This window comes from Nonomuraea polychroma (assembly GCF_004011505.1).
In the GTDB taxonomy this organism is placed as follows: Bacteria; Actinomycetota; Actinomycetes; order Streptosporangiales; family Streptosporangiaceae; genus Nonomuraea; species Nonomuraea polychroma.
In genome coordinates this window covers 164753-181445 of the sequence record NZ_SAUN01000001.1, presented here as the reverse complement: position 1 = coordinate 181445, position 16693 = coordinate 164753, and the positions used below count along the sequence as shown (strand labels likewise).

The 16693-nt window shown below is 68.8% G+C and carries 13 protein-coding genes; 11 read left to right on the top strand and 2 right to left on the bottom strand.

Annotation, left to right across the window (positions count from 1 at the left end):
- The first annotated feature begins 11 nt into the window (after window positions 1–11).
- The 3 genes from EDD27_RS00810 to EDD27_RS00800 all read left to right on the top strand — a co-directional run bounded on the left by EDD27_RS00810 (window position 12) and on the right by EDD27_RS00800 (window position 2041).
- Entirely contained in the window at window positions 12–521 is a 510-nt protein-coding gene (locus tag EDD27_RS00810; RefSeq protein WP_127930600.1) for a SigE family RNA polymerase sigma factor, read from the top strand.
- Window positions 521–1315 carry a hypothetical protein gene (locus tag EDD27_RS00805; RefSeq protein ID WP_127930599.1) on the top strand — a complete coding sequence of 265 codons (795 nt, stop codon included), beginning with the start codon at window positions 521–523 and terminating at the stop codon, window positions 1313–1315. The genes EDD27_RS00810 and EDD27_RS00805 overlap by 1 nt, the downstream gene beginning before the upstream one ends.
- A 459-nt stretch (window positions 1316–1774) precedes the next feature.
- Window positions 1775–2041, top strand: a complete 267-nt coding sequence (locus EDD27_RS00800; protein WP_127930598.1) for a hypothetical protein — start codon at window positions 1775–1777, stop codon at window positions 2039–2041.
- A gap of 323 nt (window positions 2042–2364) precedes the next feature.
- On the opposite strand, the gene EDD27_RS00795 is transcribed toward EDD27_RS00800, so the two are convergent.
- Entirely contained in the window at window positions 2365–2856 is a 492-nt protein-coding gene (locus EDD27_RS00795; RefSeq protein WP_127930597.1) for a hypothetical protein, read from the bottom strand.
- A gap of 198 nt (window positions 2857–3054) precedes the next feature.
- On the opposite strand from EDD27_RS00795, the gene EDD27_RS00790 reads away from it, so the two are divergent.
- The 4 genes from EDD27_RS00790 to EDD27_RS00775 all read left to right on the top strand — a co-directional run bounded on the left by EDD27_RS00790 (window position 3055) and on the right by EDD27_RS00775 (window position 8724).
- Window positions 3055–3630, top strand: coding sequence for a hypothetical protein (locus EDD27_RS00790; RefSeq protein WP_127930596.1), 576 nt, complete (start codon window positions 3055–3057; stop codon window positions 3628–3630).
- A gap of 359 nt (window positions 3631–3989) precedes the next feature.
- Window positions 3990–4664 carry an RNA polymerase sigma factor gene (locus EDD27_RS00785; RefSeq protein WP_241563787.1) on the top strand — a complete coding sequence of 225 codons (675 nt, stop codon included), beginning with the start codon at window positions 3990–3992 and terminating at the stop codon, window positions 4662–4664.
- Complete coding sequence (locus tag EDD27_RS00780) at window positions 4651–5550, top strand: CU044_5270 family protein (protein ID WP_127930595.1); 900 nt, start codon at window positions 4651–4653, stop codon at window positions 5548–5550. The genes EDD27_RS00785 and EDD27_RS00780 overlap by 14 nt, the downstream gene beginning before the upstream one ends.
- A gap of 135 nt (window positions 5551–5685) precedes the next feature.
- Entirely contained in the window at window positions 5686–8724 is a 3039-nt protein-coding gene (locus EDD27_RS00775) for a S8 family serine peptidase (RefSeq protein ID WP_164903407.1), read from the top strand.
- 219 nt (window positions 8725–8943) lie between these two features.
- On the opposite strand, the gene EDD27_RS00770 is transcribed toward EDD27_RS00775, so the two are convergent.
- On the bottom strand, window positions 8944–9252 hold the full coding sequence (locus tag EDD27_RS00770) for a hypothetical protein (RefSeq protein ID WP_127930593.1): 309 nt from the start codon (window positions 9250–9252) through the stop codon (window positions 8944–8946).
- An 83-nt stretch (window positions 9253–9335) separates the two neighbouring features.
- On the opposite strand from EDD27_RS00770, the gene EDD27_RS00765 reads away from it, so the two are divergent.
- From EDD27_RS00765 to EDD27_RS00750, 4 genes are all read left to right on the top strand, one after another.
- A complete protein-coding gene (locus EDD27_RS00765) occupies window positions 9336–10052 on the top strand; it encodes a tyrosine-type recombinase/integrase (RefSeq protein ID WP_164903406.1) in 717 nt (238 codons plus the stop codon).
- Window positions 10053–10733: 681 nt separating this feature from the next.
- Entirely contained in the window at window positions 10734–11942 is a 1209-nt protein-coding gene (locus tag EDD27_RS00760; protein WP_127930591.1) for an alpha/beta hydrolase family protein, read from the top strand.
- A 988-nt stretch (window positions 11943–12930) separates the two neighbouring features.
- Window positions 12931–13476: an RICIN domain-containing protein gene (locus EDD27_RS00755; RefSeq protein WP_127930590.1), complete on the top strand. Its 546-nt coding sequence runs from the start codon at window positions 12931–12933 to the stop codon at window positions 13474–13476.
- Between the two features lie 369 nt (window positions 13477–13845).
- On the top strand, window positions 13846–16602 hold the full coding sequence (locus tag EDD27_RS00750) for an ATP-binding protein (RefSeq protein WP_127930589.1): 2757 nt from the start codon (window positions 13846–13848) through the stop codon (window positions 16600–16602).
- Window positions 16603–16693 lie beyond the last annotated feature (91 nt).

The window sequence follows — 16693 nt, the reverse complement described above, 5'->3', positions numbered from 1 at the left end:
CTTGGAGACCGATGAGCCTCGATGAGGAGTACACCGCCTATGTACGTGGGCGGCTGCCATGGTTGCGGCAGATCGCCTACCCGCTGTGCCAGGACTGGCACCGTGCCGACGATCTGGTGCAGACGGCGATCACAAGGCTGTACGTCAAGTGGCGCCACGCGCGCCTGGCAGACGACCTCGACGCCTACGTCCGGGTGATCCTGATCCGGGTCTTTCTCGCCGAGCAGCGAGGAGGCTGGTTCTCCCGGGTACGGCTGACGTCCACGCCGCCCCCTTCCTCCTTCGAGGGCAACGACCGCGACACGGCCATGGACCTGCGCCGCGCACTGGCCGCGGTTCCGCCGCGCCAGCGTGCGACCCTCGTGCTGCGTTTTCACTGCGACCTGAGTGTCGAGCAGACCGCCCGCACACTCGGCTGCTCCACCGGAACCGTCAAAAGCCAGACCGCCCGCGGCTTAGCCACCCTGCGCTCGACACTCGGCGCGCAGGACACCCGTGTAGCGAAAACGGAGGAGTACTGATGGACACCAGGAACCTGTTCGACGGGCTGGCACACCAGGAGCAGCCGCCCATGTCGGTGCGGGTGGACCAGGCCATCGCCGCCGGACGCGCGACACGCCGCCGCCGCCGGACAGGCGCCGCTGCGATCTCGGCGCTGTCGGTGTGCCTGGCCGTCACAGTGACCTGGCTCGCTCTCCCGCAACCGGGACAGCGCGATGGCGTTACCCTCGCCGTGCCCGCCGGTGCCCCGCCCACTGAACCGTCTGCGGTGGCCAAGACGGAGCCGTCCGGTGCGGGGTTCAAGAAGTTGAAGGAGAAGTACCCACCCGTCGGGAAGATCGCCTCCATGCCGGAGATACCGATCTGGATGTGGCTGGGCCGGCGGTCAACCGTCGACGCGAAAGGTGTTGTCCTGTGCAACGCGTGGGATTCGCGCGGCGCCACCTGCGCCGGGTTTCCTCCGCTCAATGCCAAGGAGTTCGCTCGCACGCAGGGCTCCACGTCGGGCATTCTGGACGCGAAGCAGATGCGAGCCCTCCATCCCGATGCCACCTCGGAGCAACTGCGCAGGCTCATTGATGAACAGGAGCGCGTGAACGCCCTCGGAAAGATCTTCTTCGGCATCGCCAGGGCCGAGGTTCACGGCATCATGGCGGTCACCACGGATGGGCGCAAAATTGCCGGAAGCGTCGCGCGGAGCGTCGGAGCGGGGTACGGGGTTTGGGCGGTGAAATTCCCTTCCGACGTCACAACGGCAGCGCTCGTCTTCACTGACGCGAACGGGAAGACCCTCCAGCGGATCCGACGCGGCTGACGCTCAAACCCCGGTGTCCTGTGTGGCCAGGCCCTCGGACGGCGTCCTGTAGCGGAGATCGAGGAGATCGCCCGTCGCTCTCATGAGGGCCACATCCGCCTCCACCTACTCACCGTGCACGGCCAGACGGCACTGGTTCGCCCCACGCCGAACCTGTGACTTGGATCTCTTGATGACGTGATTTTGGGATCGCTATTTGTCGTGGTGCGGCATGGGGAAGATGGGTTGGTCGGCGTACGCGAGAAGGGCCGTTGTTCTCTTGCTCGGTGAGAGCCGAAGCACGAGAACAACAGCTCTTCCAGAAGACGCGCCCTGGTGGGTCTCGGGTTTTGGGCGACCGGGGTCACATCGTGCCGATGACGAGGTTCTTGCGGGCGGCTTCGACGACCTCCTTGGTGACGATTGTCCCGCAGCGGCAGGTCACGGCGCTGCCACAGGGCCTCGATCAGGTGCCGGTCGATGACCTTCGTGGCGTCGGAGTCTTCCCGGCGCCGCTCGATCAGCGCGGCCAGGTCGGTCATGCTCCACCGCGCGGCGGCCCAGGTGGTGAAGGAGCGCAAGGCGGAGCGGTGGCGGTTCCGGGTGCGGGCGGCCGCGTCCCCCCACGCCGCGGTGAATACCGCTGCCGTCGGCTCGGCCGCCAGGTCGGTCAGCAGAGCGCCGTCTCCCAGTTTGGTGCGCAGGCGGGTCAGCGTCTCACCACGACCTGCGGGCGGCCGCCGGTGACGGCCAAGACATTGTCAGAAGCGGGCGACATCCTCGACGTATCTGAGGCTTTCAACGCGACGACCCATACGATCACGACCACCGAGACCTGGACCCGGAACTGCCTGCCGGCCATTCCCGTCCGGGAGAACAAGCAGGAGCAGGCGAAGAGCAAAGCGGCGAAGGGAGGCAGAATGAGCGTCGCCTTCAAAAGATCGACGTACCACCATCAGCACAAGTGCCACCGCCGCATAACCCGGACAGCACGACCTCGCTCCAGCCGAAGCTGGTGCGCGGCGTTGGCGCCAAGAAAGGGACTCAACAGCACACCGAGCTTTCGAGGCTCATAAATAGCTGAACTCGAATTCCCAGGTGGGCACCCCGGAACCGCCGGACACAGGGGCGCCGTCCGACATCACCTCAACGACCGCATCGATGGTGCCGTGCGAGAACTTCTTCGTCAGCTCCGGAATCTGGCCGAACAGATCGAGTTCCTCGAAGGTCTCATCAAATCGCCAGCCTTCCCGGTGCATCACCGCCAGCGCATCCCGCACATGCTGGACACCCGCCACTGTTACGACCACGCTGGCGCTCGGTGAGGGAGTCAAGTCAGGGTCCGGTTCGAACTGGCAGTTATCCTCACGGTCGATGGCTGTGACCGAGTCCGCGGGGAACAACCGGGTCAGCAACGGGGTCACGTTCCGCTCCAGCACAGGATGCTGCTGCGCCACGCGTATCTTGCACATTGTCAGATCCACCGCCGCGTACCCGTAGGCCAGGGTGAAGAACAGCGCCGCGACCGCTAAGACCGCGACCGCTATTTTGATCATCCTCACCGGCCACAGCATGCCACCCCCGCCCCGGCCTCGCCATCCAGTCAGGTCGAGTGGTGCAACTGCAGGCCCAACTATGTCCCGCGTCGATCCCTTACAGCTTCAGTGGACTCGACAGCGTCGCCAGGCGGACGCCGTGCAGGCCGAGGAGCGGAGAACGGCGGCGGAACTATAATCTGCTATCCCGACCATTGAGGCGCCGTGGGCCGCGCGCCGAAGTCCGGCCGGACGCGGCAGCTCGGCATGGTGTTCAGCGAGCACCTGACGTACGCCTTCGACGATCCGCAGGCGGCCCGGTTCCTGGCGGGGATCGCGGAGGTCTGCGGCGAGGAGGACCCCAGGCCCGCCGTCGTCCAGGGCGGCCCGGCCCGCGAGGGCATCACCTGCGTCACCCAGGACGACCACGAGGCCGCCCGCGCCGTCGCCGCCCACGGGGCTGCGCGACGGCCGGACGCCCGGCTCGCCCCGCGCCCTCTCGTCATCGCAATGAGCGACGAACTCGCCTTGGGAGCCCGCCAGGCTCTCTACGACGTCCACCCGGACGCCGCCTACCTCGGCGGGGACGCCTCCCTGGACGGCCGCGGCGCCGGCATCACGTCTGTCACGAACCCGCTGCGCGACCAGGGCCGCCGCTGCGCCCGAGCACCTCATACCGGCTCATCGCCCGGGCACGCCGCCAGAGCGCCCGCTGTCAGGCTTGGCCCGCGCATGGCGTTCGCGCTCAGTGCTCACCCTGTCATCGTCCGTTCCCACAACCGATGCCCACCACACCCGTGAAGGCCACGGTTTACGGCAACCTCCACACACCGGGGACCTGCGGACTATCACTTCCCAATGGAGTCGGTGGGAGGGGGCACGTGCTGACCGGTGGCCCGCCATGTTGAGACAGACGGTTTCGGGTGGACTCGTTCAGGTCTTGTTGTCGGTGAGGGGCATGGGTTGTGGCGCGACGCCGATGTGCCTCGGCCTGTCCTTGGCCCATCCCCGGCGAGATCCCCGTGACTGCTGCCGGCGCCACCGGGCGGGCCGGTCTCTGGCCGCCTAGGCCGACGAACTCGCGGCCTGATCGGGGACGGCCTCTACCCGTTCGGAACATCTACTGGGAACTCCAAAACGCCCTACGGATAAAGACGGTCGTGACAACCACCTCAGAACGGGAGCTCGTCTTGACGGATCCCCCGCCTCCCGACGACCACCGGCCATCGGTGCGCGGCCAGGCGGAGTTGGCGGATTGCCAGGACGACTCCGCCATCATCGCGGCATCCCTGGACGTACCCGAGCGCTTCGCGGCGCTCTTCGACCGGCACGCCACCGTCCTGCACCGCTACGCCGCGCGGCGCCTCGGGCCCGACCACGCCGAGGACGTGGTGGCCGAGGCGTTCACCAGGGCTTTCGAGACGCGCCACCGGTACGAGTTCGGCTGCGCAGAGGCGTTGCCCTGGCTGTACGGCATCACCACGAACGTCATCGGCCTGCACCGGCGTGCCGAAGTGCGCGGTTACCGGGCCATAGCCCGTACGGGCGAGGATCCGGTGGTCGCGGCGTTCGACGAGCGGGTGGCCGCCCGGGTCTCCGCATCGGCCACCCGGCAGCGCCTGGCCGCCGCGCTGGCGAAACTCGGCCGCGGTGAGCGGGACGTGCTGCTGCTGATCGCCTGGGGCGATCTGACGTACGAGGAGACGGCCCAAGCGTTGCAGGTGCCCATCGGCACGGTTCGCTCGCGCCTGTCGCGTGCCCGCCGCAAGGTCGCGCACGCTCTGGGCGGCGCCAATCCCATCGAGACGAGAGAAGAAGACCATGAACGACCTTGAGCTGATCAAGCAACTGCGATCGGAGGTAGCGGAAACCGACCCGGACGCCTTGACCGGCGCGCGGGGGCAACTGCTGGCCGTGATGGCCCGCACGCCAGCTCCTCGGCGCTCCCGGCGGCCACTGACCATGCGGGTCACGGGCCTTTCCGCCGCCGCCGCGGTCGCGGCCGCCGCCGCCATCGTGATCACCACCGGTCCGGCCGCCGTGCCCGTCAAGCCACCTGCCTCCGCCCGTGACGTCCTGCCCCTGACCTCTGCCAAGAACGTCCTGCTCGTGGCCGCCATCAGCGCGGAGCGTACGCCACAGGGTTCTGGGACCTACTGGCACATCAAACGGGAGAGCGAGGACGGCCGGCACTTCTGGGGCGAGAGCTGGACCACGCGCGACGGGCAGCGGTGGAGCAGAGGGGAGCCAGGCAACGGGCCCGGCGTGGTGAAGGAGCCCTCGGGCACGTTCTGGCTCGGACCCGCCGACAGCGGCACCGAGGTCTCCATGGAAGATCTCGAGGCGTTGCCGACCGACCCCGAGGCGTTGCGGCAGAAGGTCACCGCGATGCAGAAGGGTGGTCCCGTCGGCGAGCACGACATCGCCCTCCTGCCGCTGGCCTCGCTGATCTCGGAGCTCCCCGCGCCCGCGGGCGTCCGATCGGCGGCGTTCCGCGCGCTCGCCGAGCTGCCGGGCGTGCAGCGGCTGGGCGCGGTCGAAGGCGGCGAGGAGCTGATGATCCAGGGCGGGAGGCATGAGAGCAAGCTGGTCGTCGATCCCGAGACGTCCCAGGTGATCCGCACCAGTTGGCTCCCCACCGCTACGGGAGGGCTGACGGGTACGAACCACGGGTTGTTCATCAAGCTGACCACAGGTTGGACGGACGAGCTTCCCCGGTAAGGGCCTTCTCCTTCGTACGTGAGGTAGATCATGACTTTAGGCAAGTCGCTCCTCGCCGCTTTGCTGGCGGGGACGATCGGTGTCACACCCACACAGGCACCGGCATCACAGGCTCCATCCCCACCGGTGAACGGGGTGACGCTGATCACCGGTGATCGGGTGGTGGTCACCGCCCAGGGGCATCGCGTGGAGCCAGGGCCTGGCAGGCATGTCGACTTCTCCAGCCAGGTGCGCGGGGGCCACCTGTATGTAATCCCGTCCGACGCCGCGCCGTTGCTCGCGCAGGGTGTGCTGGACCGGCGGTTGTTCGACATCACCCAGCTGCTGGCCTGGCGGTACGGCGACGCCGACACCCCCGACATCCCCGTCATCGAGCAGGGCATCACCACACCACTGGGTTCCTCGCAGGTGCGGCGGCTGTCCAGTCTGGGCATGAGCGCGGCACGTGTGTCCAAGGCGAACGCCTCGCAGACCTGGCGGACTCTCACGGGAGCTCGCACTCTGGTGGCGGGCCGTACCAAGTTGTGGCTGGACGGCCGCAGGAGCTTCTCGTTGGACGAGAGCGTCAAGCAAATCGGCGCGCCGCAGGCGTGGCAGCAGGGCCTGACGGGCAAGGGCGTCACGGTCGCGGTCCTCGACTCCGGCTACGACCCTGACCATCCGGACCTTAAGGACGCAGTGACGCATGAGGGGAAATTCAGCAAGGAACCGGATATGCGCGACAACAATGGCCACGGCACCCACGTCGCCTCGATCGTGGCCGGCAGAGGCGAGAAGTTCCGGGGCGTGGCCCCGGAGGCGAGCCTGGCCATCGGAAAGGTGGGCGAAGGCAATAGCCTGACCGAGTCTGAAGGCCTTGCCGGCATGGAGTGGGCCGCCGTCGAGGTGAAGGCCAAGATCGTCAACATGAGCTGGGGCGGTCCTGACGGCCCGGAGCTGGATCCGCTGGAGCAGGCGGTCAACACGCTGTCGGAACAGACCGGCGCACTGTTCGTCGCGGCGGCGGGGAACGACGGCGTCAAGGGCAGTGTGATCAGTCCCGCCAGCGCCGAGGCGGCACTCACTGTGGGCGCGGTGGACAAGCAGGGCCGGATGGCCGACTTCTCCAGCCAGGGGCCGCGCGTGGGCGACCACGCGATCAAACCGGACGTGGCCGCGCCCGGGGTCGACATCATGGCCGCCGCCGTCGGGGGCGGCTACCGATCGATGAGCGGCACCTCGATGGCCGCCCCGCACATGGCGGGAGCGGCGGCGATCCTGGCTCAGCGCCACCCGGACTGGACGGGCGCGCAGATCAAGTCCGCGCTGATCGGCAGCGCCGCCCCGGTCCAGGACGCGACGATCTATCAGCAGGGCGCCGGGACGATCGACCTGGTACGCGCGCTGCGGCAGCAGGTCGTGCCCAAGCAGGCCAACGTGTGGGCGGCTTTTCCCTGGAACGGCACCGGCGGCCGGACCGCGACCAAGACGATCACCTACGCCAACGCGGGCGACACCCCGGTCGCCCTCAGCCTGTCGGCGGACAGCGAGGTGCTGAAACTGCCGTCCGACCAGGTCACGGTCCCGGCCAAGGGCGAGGCGTCGGTCACGCTCACCATCGACGCGAGCGGGAAGGCCCCGGACGAGTACCCGGGAACGGTCACCGCCAGGTCGGGCGAGACGGTGATCCGCACGCTGGCCGGCGCGTACGTCGAGCCGGAGTCCTACGACGTCACCATCACCGTCGTCGGCAGGCAGGGCCTGCCGGTCAACCCCCAGGCAGGCGAGATCTACGAGGCCGAGTCCGGGACCGTCCACGCGCTGTCCTTCCAGAACGGGACGGCCACCGTACGACTGCCCAAAGGAGACTGGAACCTCTACACCAGCATCAGAGAGAAGATCGACGGGCAGCCTGTGCTGACGATCGCCGACTCCCCGCTGAAGGTTGACGGCAGCGACCAGCGGCTCACCGTGGACACACGTCAGGGCAAGCCGGTGAAAATCACCGTCGACGACCCGAGCGCCCAACTCCAGCGCGTCTCCTCCCTCGGGCTGGACCACGGCGCGTGGAACCTCTGGAGCCGCATGTTCGGCCTTGACGCCAACTCCCAGGTCTTCGTCATCCCCGCCGCGTCACCAGGTCTGACCTACACCCTGGCGACCACGTGGCTCAGCAAGGACCTCTCGCCCAGCCCGTACGTCTACACCCTGGTCGACCGGCGCAGCGGCGGTCTTCCGGACGATCCCACCTACCACGCCAGAAAGAAGGAACTGGCCAAGGTCACCGCGACCTACCGAGCCTCCGGAGCGGCCGCCACGGGCTCACCCCTGGTCAGCCTGCACGTCGGCGATTCGATGGTTGAGTTCCCGGTTTCGTCGGTAGGTGACATCGCGCTGCCCGGCACGCTCGTCCACTATCGGACTCCGGGTCTGGTCTACGACAGCAGCCTCCAGGTCGGCACCGCGCTGACCTCCGACGGCGGCAAGCTCATGAAACGCGGTCACACCAGCGAAGTCTGGAACGCAGCCGTCACCGGGCCGTCGTTCCTGCTGCCGGCCGGCCACCGCACCGGCGACAGCCTGACCTTCGCCGCGACGGCGATGTTCGCCGACGGGCAGCCGGGCAGGACCGGCTCCGACACCGCCGCCACCGGCACCGCCACCCTCGCCAAGGACGGCAAGGCGCTGGCCACCGCCGACCTCGCCGACTGCGACGCCCACCAACCGCAGAGCTGCGGACTGCGCGCCGACCTGCCCGCCGGATCCGGCGCCTACACGCTGACCACGTCGATGCGCCGGCAGGCCACGCTCTCCACGGAGGTGAAATCGGTCTGGACGTTCCCGTCCACGACCACCGCCAAGCGACAGCCGCTGCCCCTGATGGCCGTCCGCTACAGCCCCGAGGGCCTGGACGACTCCAACCGCGCCAAGCCCGGCAGCACAACCCGCATGCCCATGTGGGTCGAGCGCAACCCCGGCTCCACGAAGGCAGAGACGAGATCGATCCGGCTGGAGGTGTCCGCCGACGACGGCGCCACCTGGCGTCCCGTCCCGGTCACCCGCACCGGCTCCGGCTGGACCGCCACGCTGACGAACCCCCGTACGGCCGGGTTCATCTCCCTCCGCGCGGCAGTCACCGACACCGCTGGCGACGGGGTGACCCAGTTGATCACCCGTGCCTACGCCGTCGGCTGATCCGCAACGGTGAGGGCGTCCCAAGGCGCCCTCACCGTTGCGGCAATAGGACGTGTCCATTTAACGGCGCGTGCTTTCCTCTTCATGAGTGTGGCCGACCCCATCCGGCGCCGGTTCTCTTCAGGAAACAGCCCTTCCATGAAGTGACCTGGTGGCATGCCTCACCGGACGCCCAGGTCGACTGATCCGTCCCCCGGGTTGGACCGCGCCGAAATCACTTCACGAAAGGTGGTTGGGCTTCCCGAGCGGCTCGATCCGGCCGACGACAGCCTCCTCGCGTGGGTGGAGCGCTACCTCGATCTGGCCGTGCGCGGAGTCCGCTCGGCGGAGGTCACCGCCAAGATCTCCCGTCATCTGGAGCGCTTCGGCGTTTGGATTGTCGACGGGCTCGGGCACGACCGGCTCTCTTCCGTCACCGTGCGCGAGGTCACCGCCTGGCGCGACCACCTGTTCGCCGCCGGCAACCTCGGCCGCGACGGCAAGGTGGCGCCGATGGCCGCCGCGACCGTCAATAACCATCTCGCGCACCTGTCGGCGCTGTTCTCCTGGATCACCGCGTCGCCCCGGCCGCCCTGCTGCGCCACGGCGATCCGACCAAGCAGGTGGCACTGTTGCCGCTGCCCGCCCCGCAGCCGCGAGCGCTGGCTGCCGCCCAGGTGCGCACCCTCAAGAACGTCGTGGACCGGATCGAGGTCTTTCACGAGCTCAAGGGCCGCCGTCGCCGCGGCGCTGGCGCGCGTGCACACGCCCATGCGCGCCCGCTGCGCGACCGGGCCATCGTCTACCTGCAGTTCGGCACCGGGCTTCGCCGCGCAGAGGTGGTCGGCCTGGACCTTGCCCAACTGGAACCGGCCGACCCGGACCGGTTGCGCCAGGCCAAGAAGGCGCGCCTGACCGGCGTGCGAGGCAAGGGCCGCACCAGCCGGACCGTGTTCCTCGGCCACGACGCCCGCCAGGCGCTGGCCGACTACCTGCGCGGCGAACGGCCCGGCGACGCCGCCGCCAGCATCGAGGCGGCCGCGCTGTTCCTGTCGGCCGCCTCGATCGTCGCCCGCCGCCCCGACGGCCGCCTCTCAGCCCGCTCGATCAACACCATCGTCGGCGAGATCGGCCGCCTGCACGACGCCCAGACCATGGATCCCGACCGCAACCTGGGCACCCTGCACCCGCACGACGCCCGTCACACCTTCGCCTACGCGCTGTCGCAAACCTCCGACCACAACCGCGCCGAACTCGAACGCCGCCTCGGTCACGCCAATGACCGCTACCTGCGCCTATATACCAACCCACCCGACGACATCGCCGCTGGCTACGTCGAAGGCCTATGACCGCAAGGCTCGAGCACCCTGAAGACCAGTGGGTCGACATAGGGCGTGAGGTACAACGGTTCCAGCCAGGATGGACCACGACAAATAGCGATCCCAAAATCACGTCATCAAACGATCCAAGTCACAGCCGAACCCGAGCCCACCCCGGCCCGGCCCGTCGAACGACAAGCGCTCCATGGTCGTGACGGTGAAGTTCTGCTTGAACATCTCCTCCGCGCGCCCAGCACGCGTTCCATCCGGGTCGTCTTCGGCGGCTCGATCCTGTGTTCGCGGCAACGCGCCAGTAGCGCGCCGCGCAGCCGATCCCGCGACATCTCCACCGGGCAGATCTTGGTGGCCAGCCAGTCGGCGAGGTTGTCCTCATCGCCCACTGTCGGCTCGCGGACACATGCTGCCCCGTGGGACGACATGTTGTTCCGGACGGTTTCGAGCGGAGTTGTTCAGGTCTACCCGCCGCGAGACGGCTGGTGTCGCAGACATCAGCTGAGCGGCCACCTCATGCCAAGCCGCTTGGCCCACTCCGCGCGCCGTTGGATCACATACGGGCCCACACGAAACTCCGCAACCCAGCCATGATCACCTCCGTCCCCGCCTGGAATCGGTCGAAAGTACGGCTGGGAACGGCGGCAACGGTACCTGCGGCCGGTGCCGGGCGCCGATCCCGAGCTGCAAGATCAACCCATGCCACATGACAACACCCGCCCAGCACGGAAATGGCCGGCGCTTCTGGCCACCGTCGCAGGGCTGCTCGCCCTCACCGCCTCCGCCCTGTGCGCGCCGGGCGCGGCCGCGGCAGCCGGTACGCCGTTCCTGCCCAAGCCGACCGGCCCGCACCGGGTCGGCACGACCTCTCTGCACCTGACCGACGCCTCCCGCCGTGACCCGTGGGTTCCCTCCGCCAAGACCCGCGAGCTCATGGTCTCCCTGTGGTACCCGACGGCCGCGCGTGACGGACGGCGCGCGCCGTACGTGACGCCCAAGGAGTCGGAGCTGCTCATAAAGGGCGTGGCGAAGCCGGAACTGGAGAAGATACCGCCCACAGCGCTGAGCCGGACGCGGACGAACGCCTTCACCGACGCCGAACCGGCCGGACGCCGGCGCAGCCTGCCGCTCGTGGTGCTGTCACCAGGCTTCACCTGGCTGCGCACCTCGATGACGGGTCTGGCCGAGGACCTGGCCAGCAGAGGGTACGTGGTGGCGAGCATCGACCACACCTACGAGAACTTCGCCACCACCTTCCCCGACGGCCGAGTCACCAGTTGCGCCGCCTGCGAGATCGAAACCGACGACAACGCCCACCCCGACGCCTTCGGTCGAACGATGATCCGGAGCCGGGCGATCGACATCTCCTTCGTGCTCGACCAGCTGACCGGTCCCCGCCCCAAGTGGAAGGGCGGCGCCCTGATCGATCCGGCCCGGATCGCGATGGCGGGCCAGTCCCTCGGAGGCGCCGCCGCCCCCGAGACCATGCTGAAGGACTCCCGAGTGCGCGCCGGGATCAACATGGACGGCAGGTTCTTCCTCCCGATCCCCAAGAGCGGACTGGCACGCCCGTTCATGCTCATGGGCGAGCCGAAGCTGCACACCCCCGAAGGCAAGGACGACACATGGAAACGTGACTGGCAGCACATGACCGGGTGGAAACGCTGGCTGGTGGTGAAGGGGGCGCTGCACCCGTCCTTCACCGACTACGACATGCTGATCCAGCAGCTCGGCGCGGACCTCGGCAGCGGCCTGAAGGAAACCCGCTCGATGGACATCACCCGCAAGTACGTCGCAGCCTTCCTCGACCTGCACCTGCGCGGCAAGCCTCAACCCCTGCTCGACAAGCCCTCCCCGCGCTACCCCGAGGTCCAATTCTGCTCACCGCCCGCCAAGAACTGCCGATGAGAACACCTGCACCCCCAGGCCAATGATTCTCCACGACAGCAGCGGGGCACCGTGATCGAGACAAGTTCACTCCCTCATGGCGGCGAGGAGAGGCTGCGCGCCTTGGGCAGACCTGCCGGAAGCTGATTCCCGCGGCAGTGTGTTCGCGTTCTTCGGGTGCCACCGGAATAGGGAAGATTCAGGCCGCCGAGCCTCTGACCTGGGACGTTGCAAGGCCGGTCGCTCGCTGTCCAGGTGCACGTTCTCGGACGGCGAGCCCACCTGCACGAATGCCGTCCGAAAACCTGTGTCCGAGAAGTCCCTGCCGCTCGGCGGCCCATGCCAGCCGTATTCCGGTGGCACCCCAAGTACGCCGGACTCGACCTCCACCGACTCCGGCGCAGCGCCGCTCCCCATCTCGGCGACGCCGAGGCCATCGCGGCCGTGCCGGTTCGCCCTCGGCTATGACCTCACGCTCGAACCCGCTGGAGCCGCCGTCATTCAACAGCGGCCTCAGGCCTAGGCACCGGGACCATGTGAGGTCGCGTTCTCGCGTCGATTTCTGCACGACGGGGCAGAGGGTTCTCTGCGTCAGTGCGCGGCGCCCTACGGATCCTCCCGGCGGGGCAGGCGGGCCCACCGCCGCTGCCGACCAAGGTATGGATCAACCAGCCGCCCACAGCACTACCGGACACTCCACTACAAACCACAGAAGCAACCTGATGTCTCATCAGGTTTGACAGGTTCCGGGCGTCGGGCACCTTGCGGACAGGCGGGGTGGCGCGTGAGCAGCGACCGGCCCAGAAATGGCCTGGGATGTGGACTGTGCCCGTGCCTAGGTTCGGCCTTGCCTGGGCCCGCTCATGATGCGGGCTGGGCCGTGCCGCGTATGGCGAATGCCTTGCCGCGGCTTGTCGAAGCAACCCGTCGGAACAAGGAGAAGACCTTGAAGCGTGCCCCGCTGGCTGGTGCCACCCCTATCCCCTTGCGTCGCGCGATGATCGGCGCCGTGAACGCAGCTCTGGTCGCCACGGCCATCGCCTCGCCCGCTGCTGCTTCCACCGCAGCCTCCGCCGGCGCCGTCACAGCCGCGGCCGCTGCACCTCCAACCGGCACTCTGAGCATCAGAAACCGCAAGACGAGCCTGACGTTGGAGGTCGGCGACGTCGGCGGCAGCGGTAAGGGCAAGGTGTTCAGCCGCTTCGCCCGCGGCGGCAACGACGTTGAGCAGCAGTGGAACTTCATCAACGGCGGCAAGCTCGTCAGCAGGAAGCTCGTCCGGGGACAGACCATGTGCCTGGAGGCCGACAGAGCCAGTCAGCTGTTCGTGGCCCGGTGCGTGGGCGGCAAGCAGAGCCAGAAGTGGGCGTTCAAGCTGGCGGTGGATGCTCCGGCTCCCTTCAAGGACGCCTTCACCATCCAGAACTTCGCGACCAAGAAGTGCCTGGTCAGCGCACGGCCCAACACGCGCGGCAACGCCGTGGTGGGCGTCGGCAACTGCCAGACCGGCAACCCGCTCCATCAGTGGACCCCCGCGCAGACGTTCACACCCTAGTAAGGAGCGGTACGCGATGAGGGGCGGGAATTCAACATGGCTGACGAAGGCGATACCGGTGCGATGAGCCGCCGAACCCGCTCTGAACTGGGTAATCAGCGGCCCGTTCGCAGCTCGGCCCGGGAACTTCTCCCGAACGTGTCCTGAGCCGCCGTTGGGTGAGAAAGATGGGAGAATGCGTAAATCCGCTCCGTGCTGTGGCCGGAATGGTCGAGTAGTCGCCAGGCTCGGGACTGTGCAGCAATGGGAGAGGAAGCACGCCGTGGATGAACTGACCGGTTGTGCCCCTCCCGCACGGTCCACCGGTCCCTCCGGAGCACGCGTCGTAGAGACGGCGGGCACAGCGCCGCACGTGCGGCCGAGCCTGCTATGACACTGGTCGGCCGGCAATCCGAGATCCGTCGCGTCCTGGACGTCATCGAGGCGGATCGCGGCAGATCGCGGATGCTGCTCCTGCTCGGCGAGGCCGGCGCCGGCAAGACAAGCTTGGTGGCTGCCGCCGCCGACCATGCGCGCGGCAGCGGATGGGCCGTACTGGCGTGTCAGGGCAGCGAGGCGGAGTCGCAGCAGTCCTTCGCGTCCTTGCACCAGTTACTTCTTCCTGTCCTGCCGGAGGCCGGCACGCTTGCCGAGCATCTGCGGGAAGCGTTGGAGAGTGCGGTGGGCATCGCTCCGGCGGGCGGGCAGCCTGACCCGACGCTGCTGCGTGTGGCGGTCCTGACGTTGCTGACCGGCGTCTCCCTGCGGCAGCCCGTCTTGCTTGCCGTGGACGACGTCCAGCACTGCGACCGGGACTCTCTCGACGTTCTGGGCTTCGTGGCCCGCCGTATCTCGACGGAGGACGTTTCGGTGCTGCTGGCGGCGCGTGGGCAGACGCCTCCGGAGGGTGTCGCCGGTAACCTGCCCACGCTGCTTCTGGGGCCGCTGACCGAGCAGGCCGCGACCGAACTCGTGGACGCTCAGCCGCACCCGCCGACCGGCCGAACTCGCATCGATGTGCTCCAGCAGTCCGGTGGGAATCCGCTGGCCATCATCGAACTGTGCCGGGCGACCAGGACGGGCGGCCCGGAAGGGATGCCCGGTGGTGGGCTGCCGCAGACCGAGCGCATCCAGCAGATGTACGCCGCACGCCTGCGCGGCCTGCCGGAGATCACCCAGCGGCTGATCCTGTACGCGGCGGCGGCGTCGCAGTACGAAGACCTGGCCACGATCATGGCCGCCACCGGCGCGGGGCCGGACCTCGCGGTATGGGCTCCCGCCGAGGACGCCGGCCTGGTCACCGTCGTGGACGGGCGGGTCGCCTTCCGGCATCCGCTGGCGCGTGCGGGCTCCTATCACGGGGCCCCGGCCTACCTCAGGCAGCAGGCGCATCGGGATTTGGCGGCGGTGCTGACAGCTGATCCGGCCCGCCGGGCCTGGCATCTGGCTGCCGCGTGTCTCGGCCACGACGAGTCGGTGGCGGCGGCGCTGGAGGACACCGCGGAGCTCGCCGAGCGGCGCGGCGGTTTCTTCGCGGCGGCGCGGGCGCTCGAGCGGTCGGCGGAGTGCAGCCCCGTACCCGCCGATCGGGCACGCCGGTACGCCAAGGCGCTGAGAGCCGCCAACAACGCCGGCGACCCTTCGTGGGTACGCGAGTTGTACGGCAGGGTCATCGCACTGACGCGTGATCCCGATGTACTTGGCATCGCGGCGTGCGGAGCCGGCTTGGCCCTGTCGCTGCTCGGCCGCCAACGGGAGGCGTTCCAGGTGCTCATGAGCGCCCTCGAGCCGGATCAGCCCCGGGATGGCATGACGGTGCTCGCTCTTGCGTCCAACATGCACGCGGTCGCATTCCAGTCCGGGCTGCCCGAGATCAGGCGTCCGATCGCGGCTCTTCTCGAGGGAATCGACGCCGACGGCCGAGACACGCCCTACCCCGAACTGAGGACGGCCGAAACCTCCGACGGAGTGCGGGCCGCGGCCCTGGCCGGGGCCGATCCGAGGACCGCCCCCGAGCTGCTGCGGCGGATACTCCGGCGGCCTGACCCGCCGGAGGCGGAGGACGACGTGGCGAAGATGACCCGCTTGCACACGTTCGGCGCGGTCGCTTCGTACGCCGACGAGTCCGGCCTGTGCGTGGAGTTCTTCCGGCAGGCATACGCCATGCTGGCGGCGTACGGGTCCATGGGCTCTGCCGGACCCTCGCTCGCGACGATGGCATCGGCGCTGATCGACACCGGGCGGTGGGCGGAGGCCGACGAGCATCTGGAGATGACGGCAACGCTGACGGCGGTCCAAAAGCTGAGGCACCTGGAGATCGACGTCGAGGCGCTGCGGATCACCCTGCAGGCCCTGCGCGGGCAGCCCGCCGTCATGCCGGCCGACCCGGCGTGGATGGCCGTCGGGCTGGAGGAGAACCGCGCCACGCACGCGCGCCTGCTGCGCGCCGCCGGCACCGCCGCCGCCGCAGCCGGCGACTTCGACGGCGCGTTCCGCCACTTACGGCTGCTGTTCGACGAGGACGGCGCTCCTTTGCACTACTTCTTGTCCCACCGCGCGATCACGGATCTGGCTGCGGCCGCCCAGCGGACGGGCAGACAGGAAGAGGTGGCGCACATCGTCGTGGCGGTGCGCGCCGCGCTGGGCCCACGGCCGACCACCCGGATGACGCTGCTGCTTCACCACGCCGCCGCGCTGACCGGCGATCCCAAGGACGCCGAGCACCACTTCCGGCTCGCCACGGTGAACCCGGCGGGCGAGCAGTGGCCGCTGGCCCGCGCGCAGGCAAGGCTCCACTACGGCCAGTGGCTGCGCAGGAAACGGCGCCCCCTGGACGCCCGCCCGCTCCTGGCCACGGCACTGGAGTCGTTCACCCGGCTCGGCGCGATCGGCCTGGCCGAAGAGGCACGCGCGGAACTGCGGGCCAGCGGCGTCGCCACCGCGCCTGCCCCGGCCGACCCGCTAGCGGGGCTGACCACCCAGCAGCGCGAGATCGTCCGCCTGGCGGCGCAGGGACTGCGTAACCGGGAGATCGCCGAGCAATTGATGCTCTCGCCCCGCACGGTCGGCTCCCACCTCTATAACGTGTATCCGAAGCTTGGTGTGAGCAGCCGCAACCAGCTTCGGGCCCTGCTGGGCGATCTGTGACCGCCGCGTCGAGCCGTCCGGTGGACGCCGCTTTGCGGCCCTTGCGACCCTTGCGACCTTTGCGGACCGAGGGCGAAGGCGAGGGCGCTCG

What these genes read in the sequence shown, in the direction of transcription:
- EDD27_RS00810 (WP_127930600.1), top strand. Translation starts at nt 12, where the DNA reads ATGAGCCTCGATGAGGAGTACACCGCCTATGTACGTGGGCGGCTGCCA.
- EDD27_RS00805 (WP_127930599.1), top strand. Translation starts at nt 521, where the DNA reads ATGGACACCAGGAACCTGTTCGACGGGCTGGCACACCAGGAGCAGCCG.
- EDD27_RS00800 (WP_127930598.1), top strand. Translation starts at nt 1,775, where the DNA reads ATGACCTTCGTGGCGTCGGAGTCTTCCCGGCGCCGCTCGATCAGCGCG.
- EDD27_RS00780 (WP_127930595.1), top strand. Translation starts at nt 4,651, where the DNA reads ATGAACGACCTTGAGCTGATCAAGCAACTGCGATCGGAGGTAGCGGAA.
- EDD27_RS00760 (WP_127930591.1), top strand. Translation starts at nt 10,734, where the DNA reads ATGCCACATGACAACACCCGCCCAGCACGGAAATGGCCGGCGCTTCTG.
- EDD27_RS00750 (WP_127930589.1), top strand. Translation starts at nt 13,846, where the DNA reads ATGACACTGGTCGGCCGGCAATCCGAGATCCGTCGCGTCCTGGACGTC.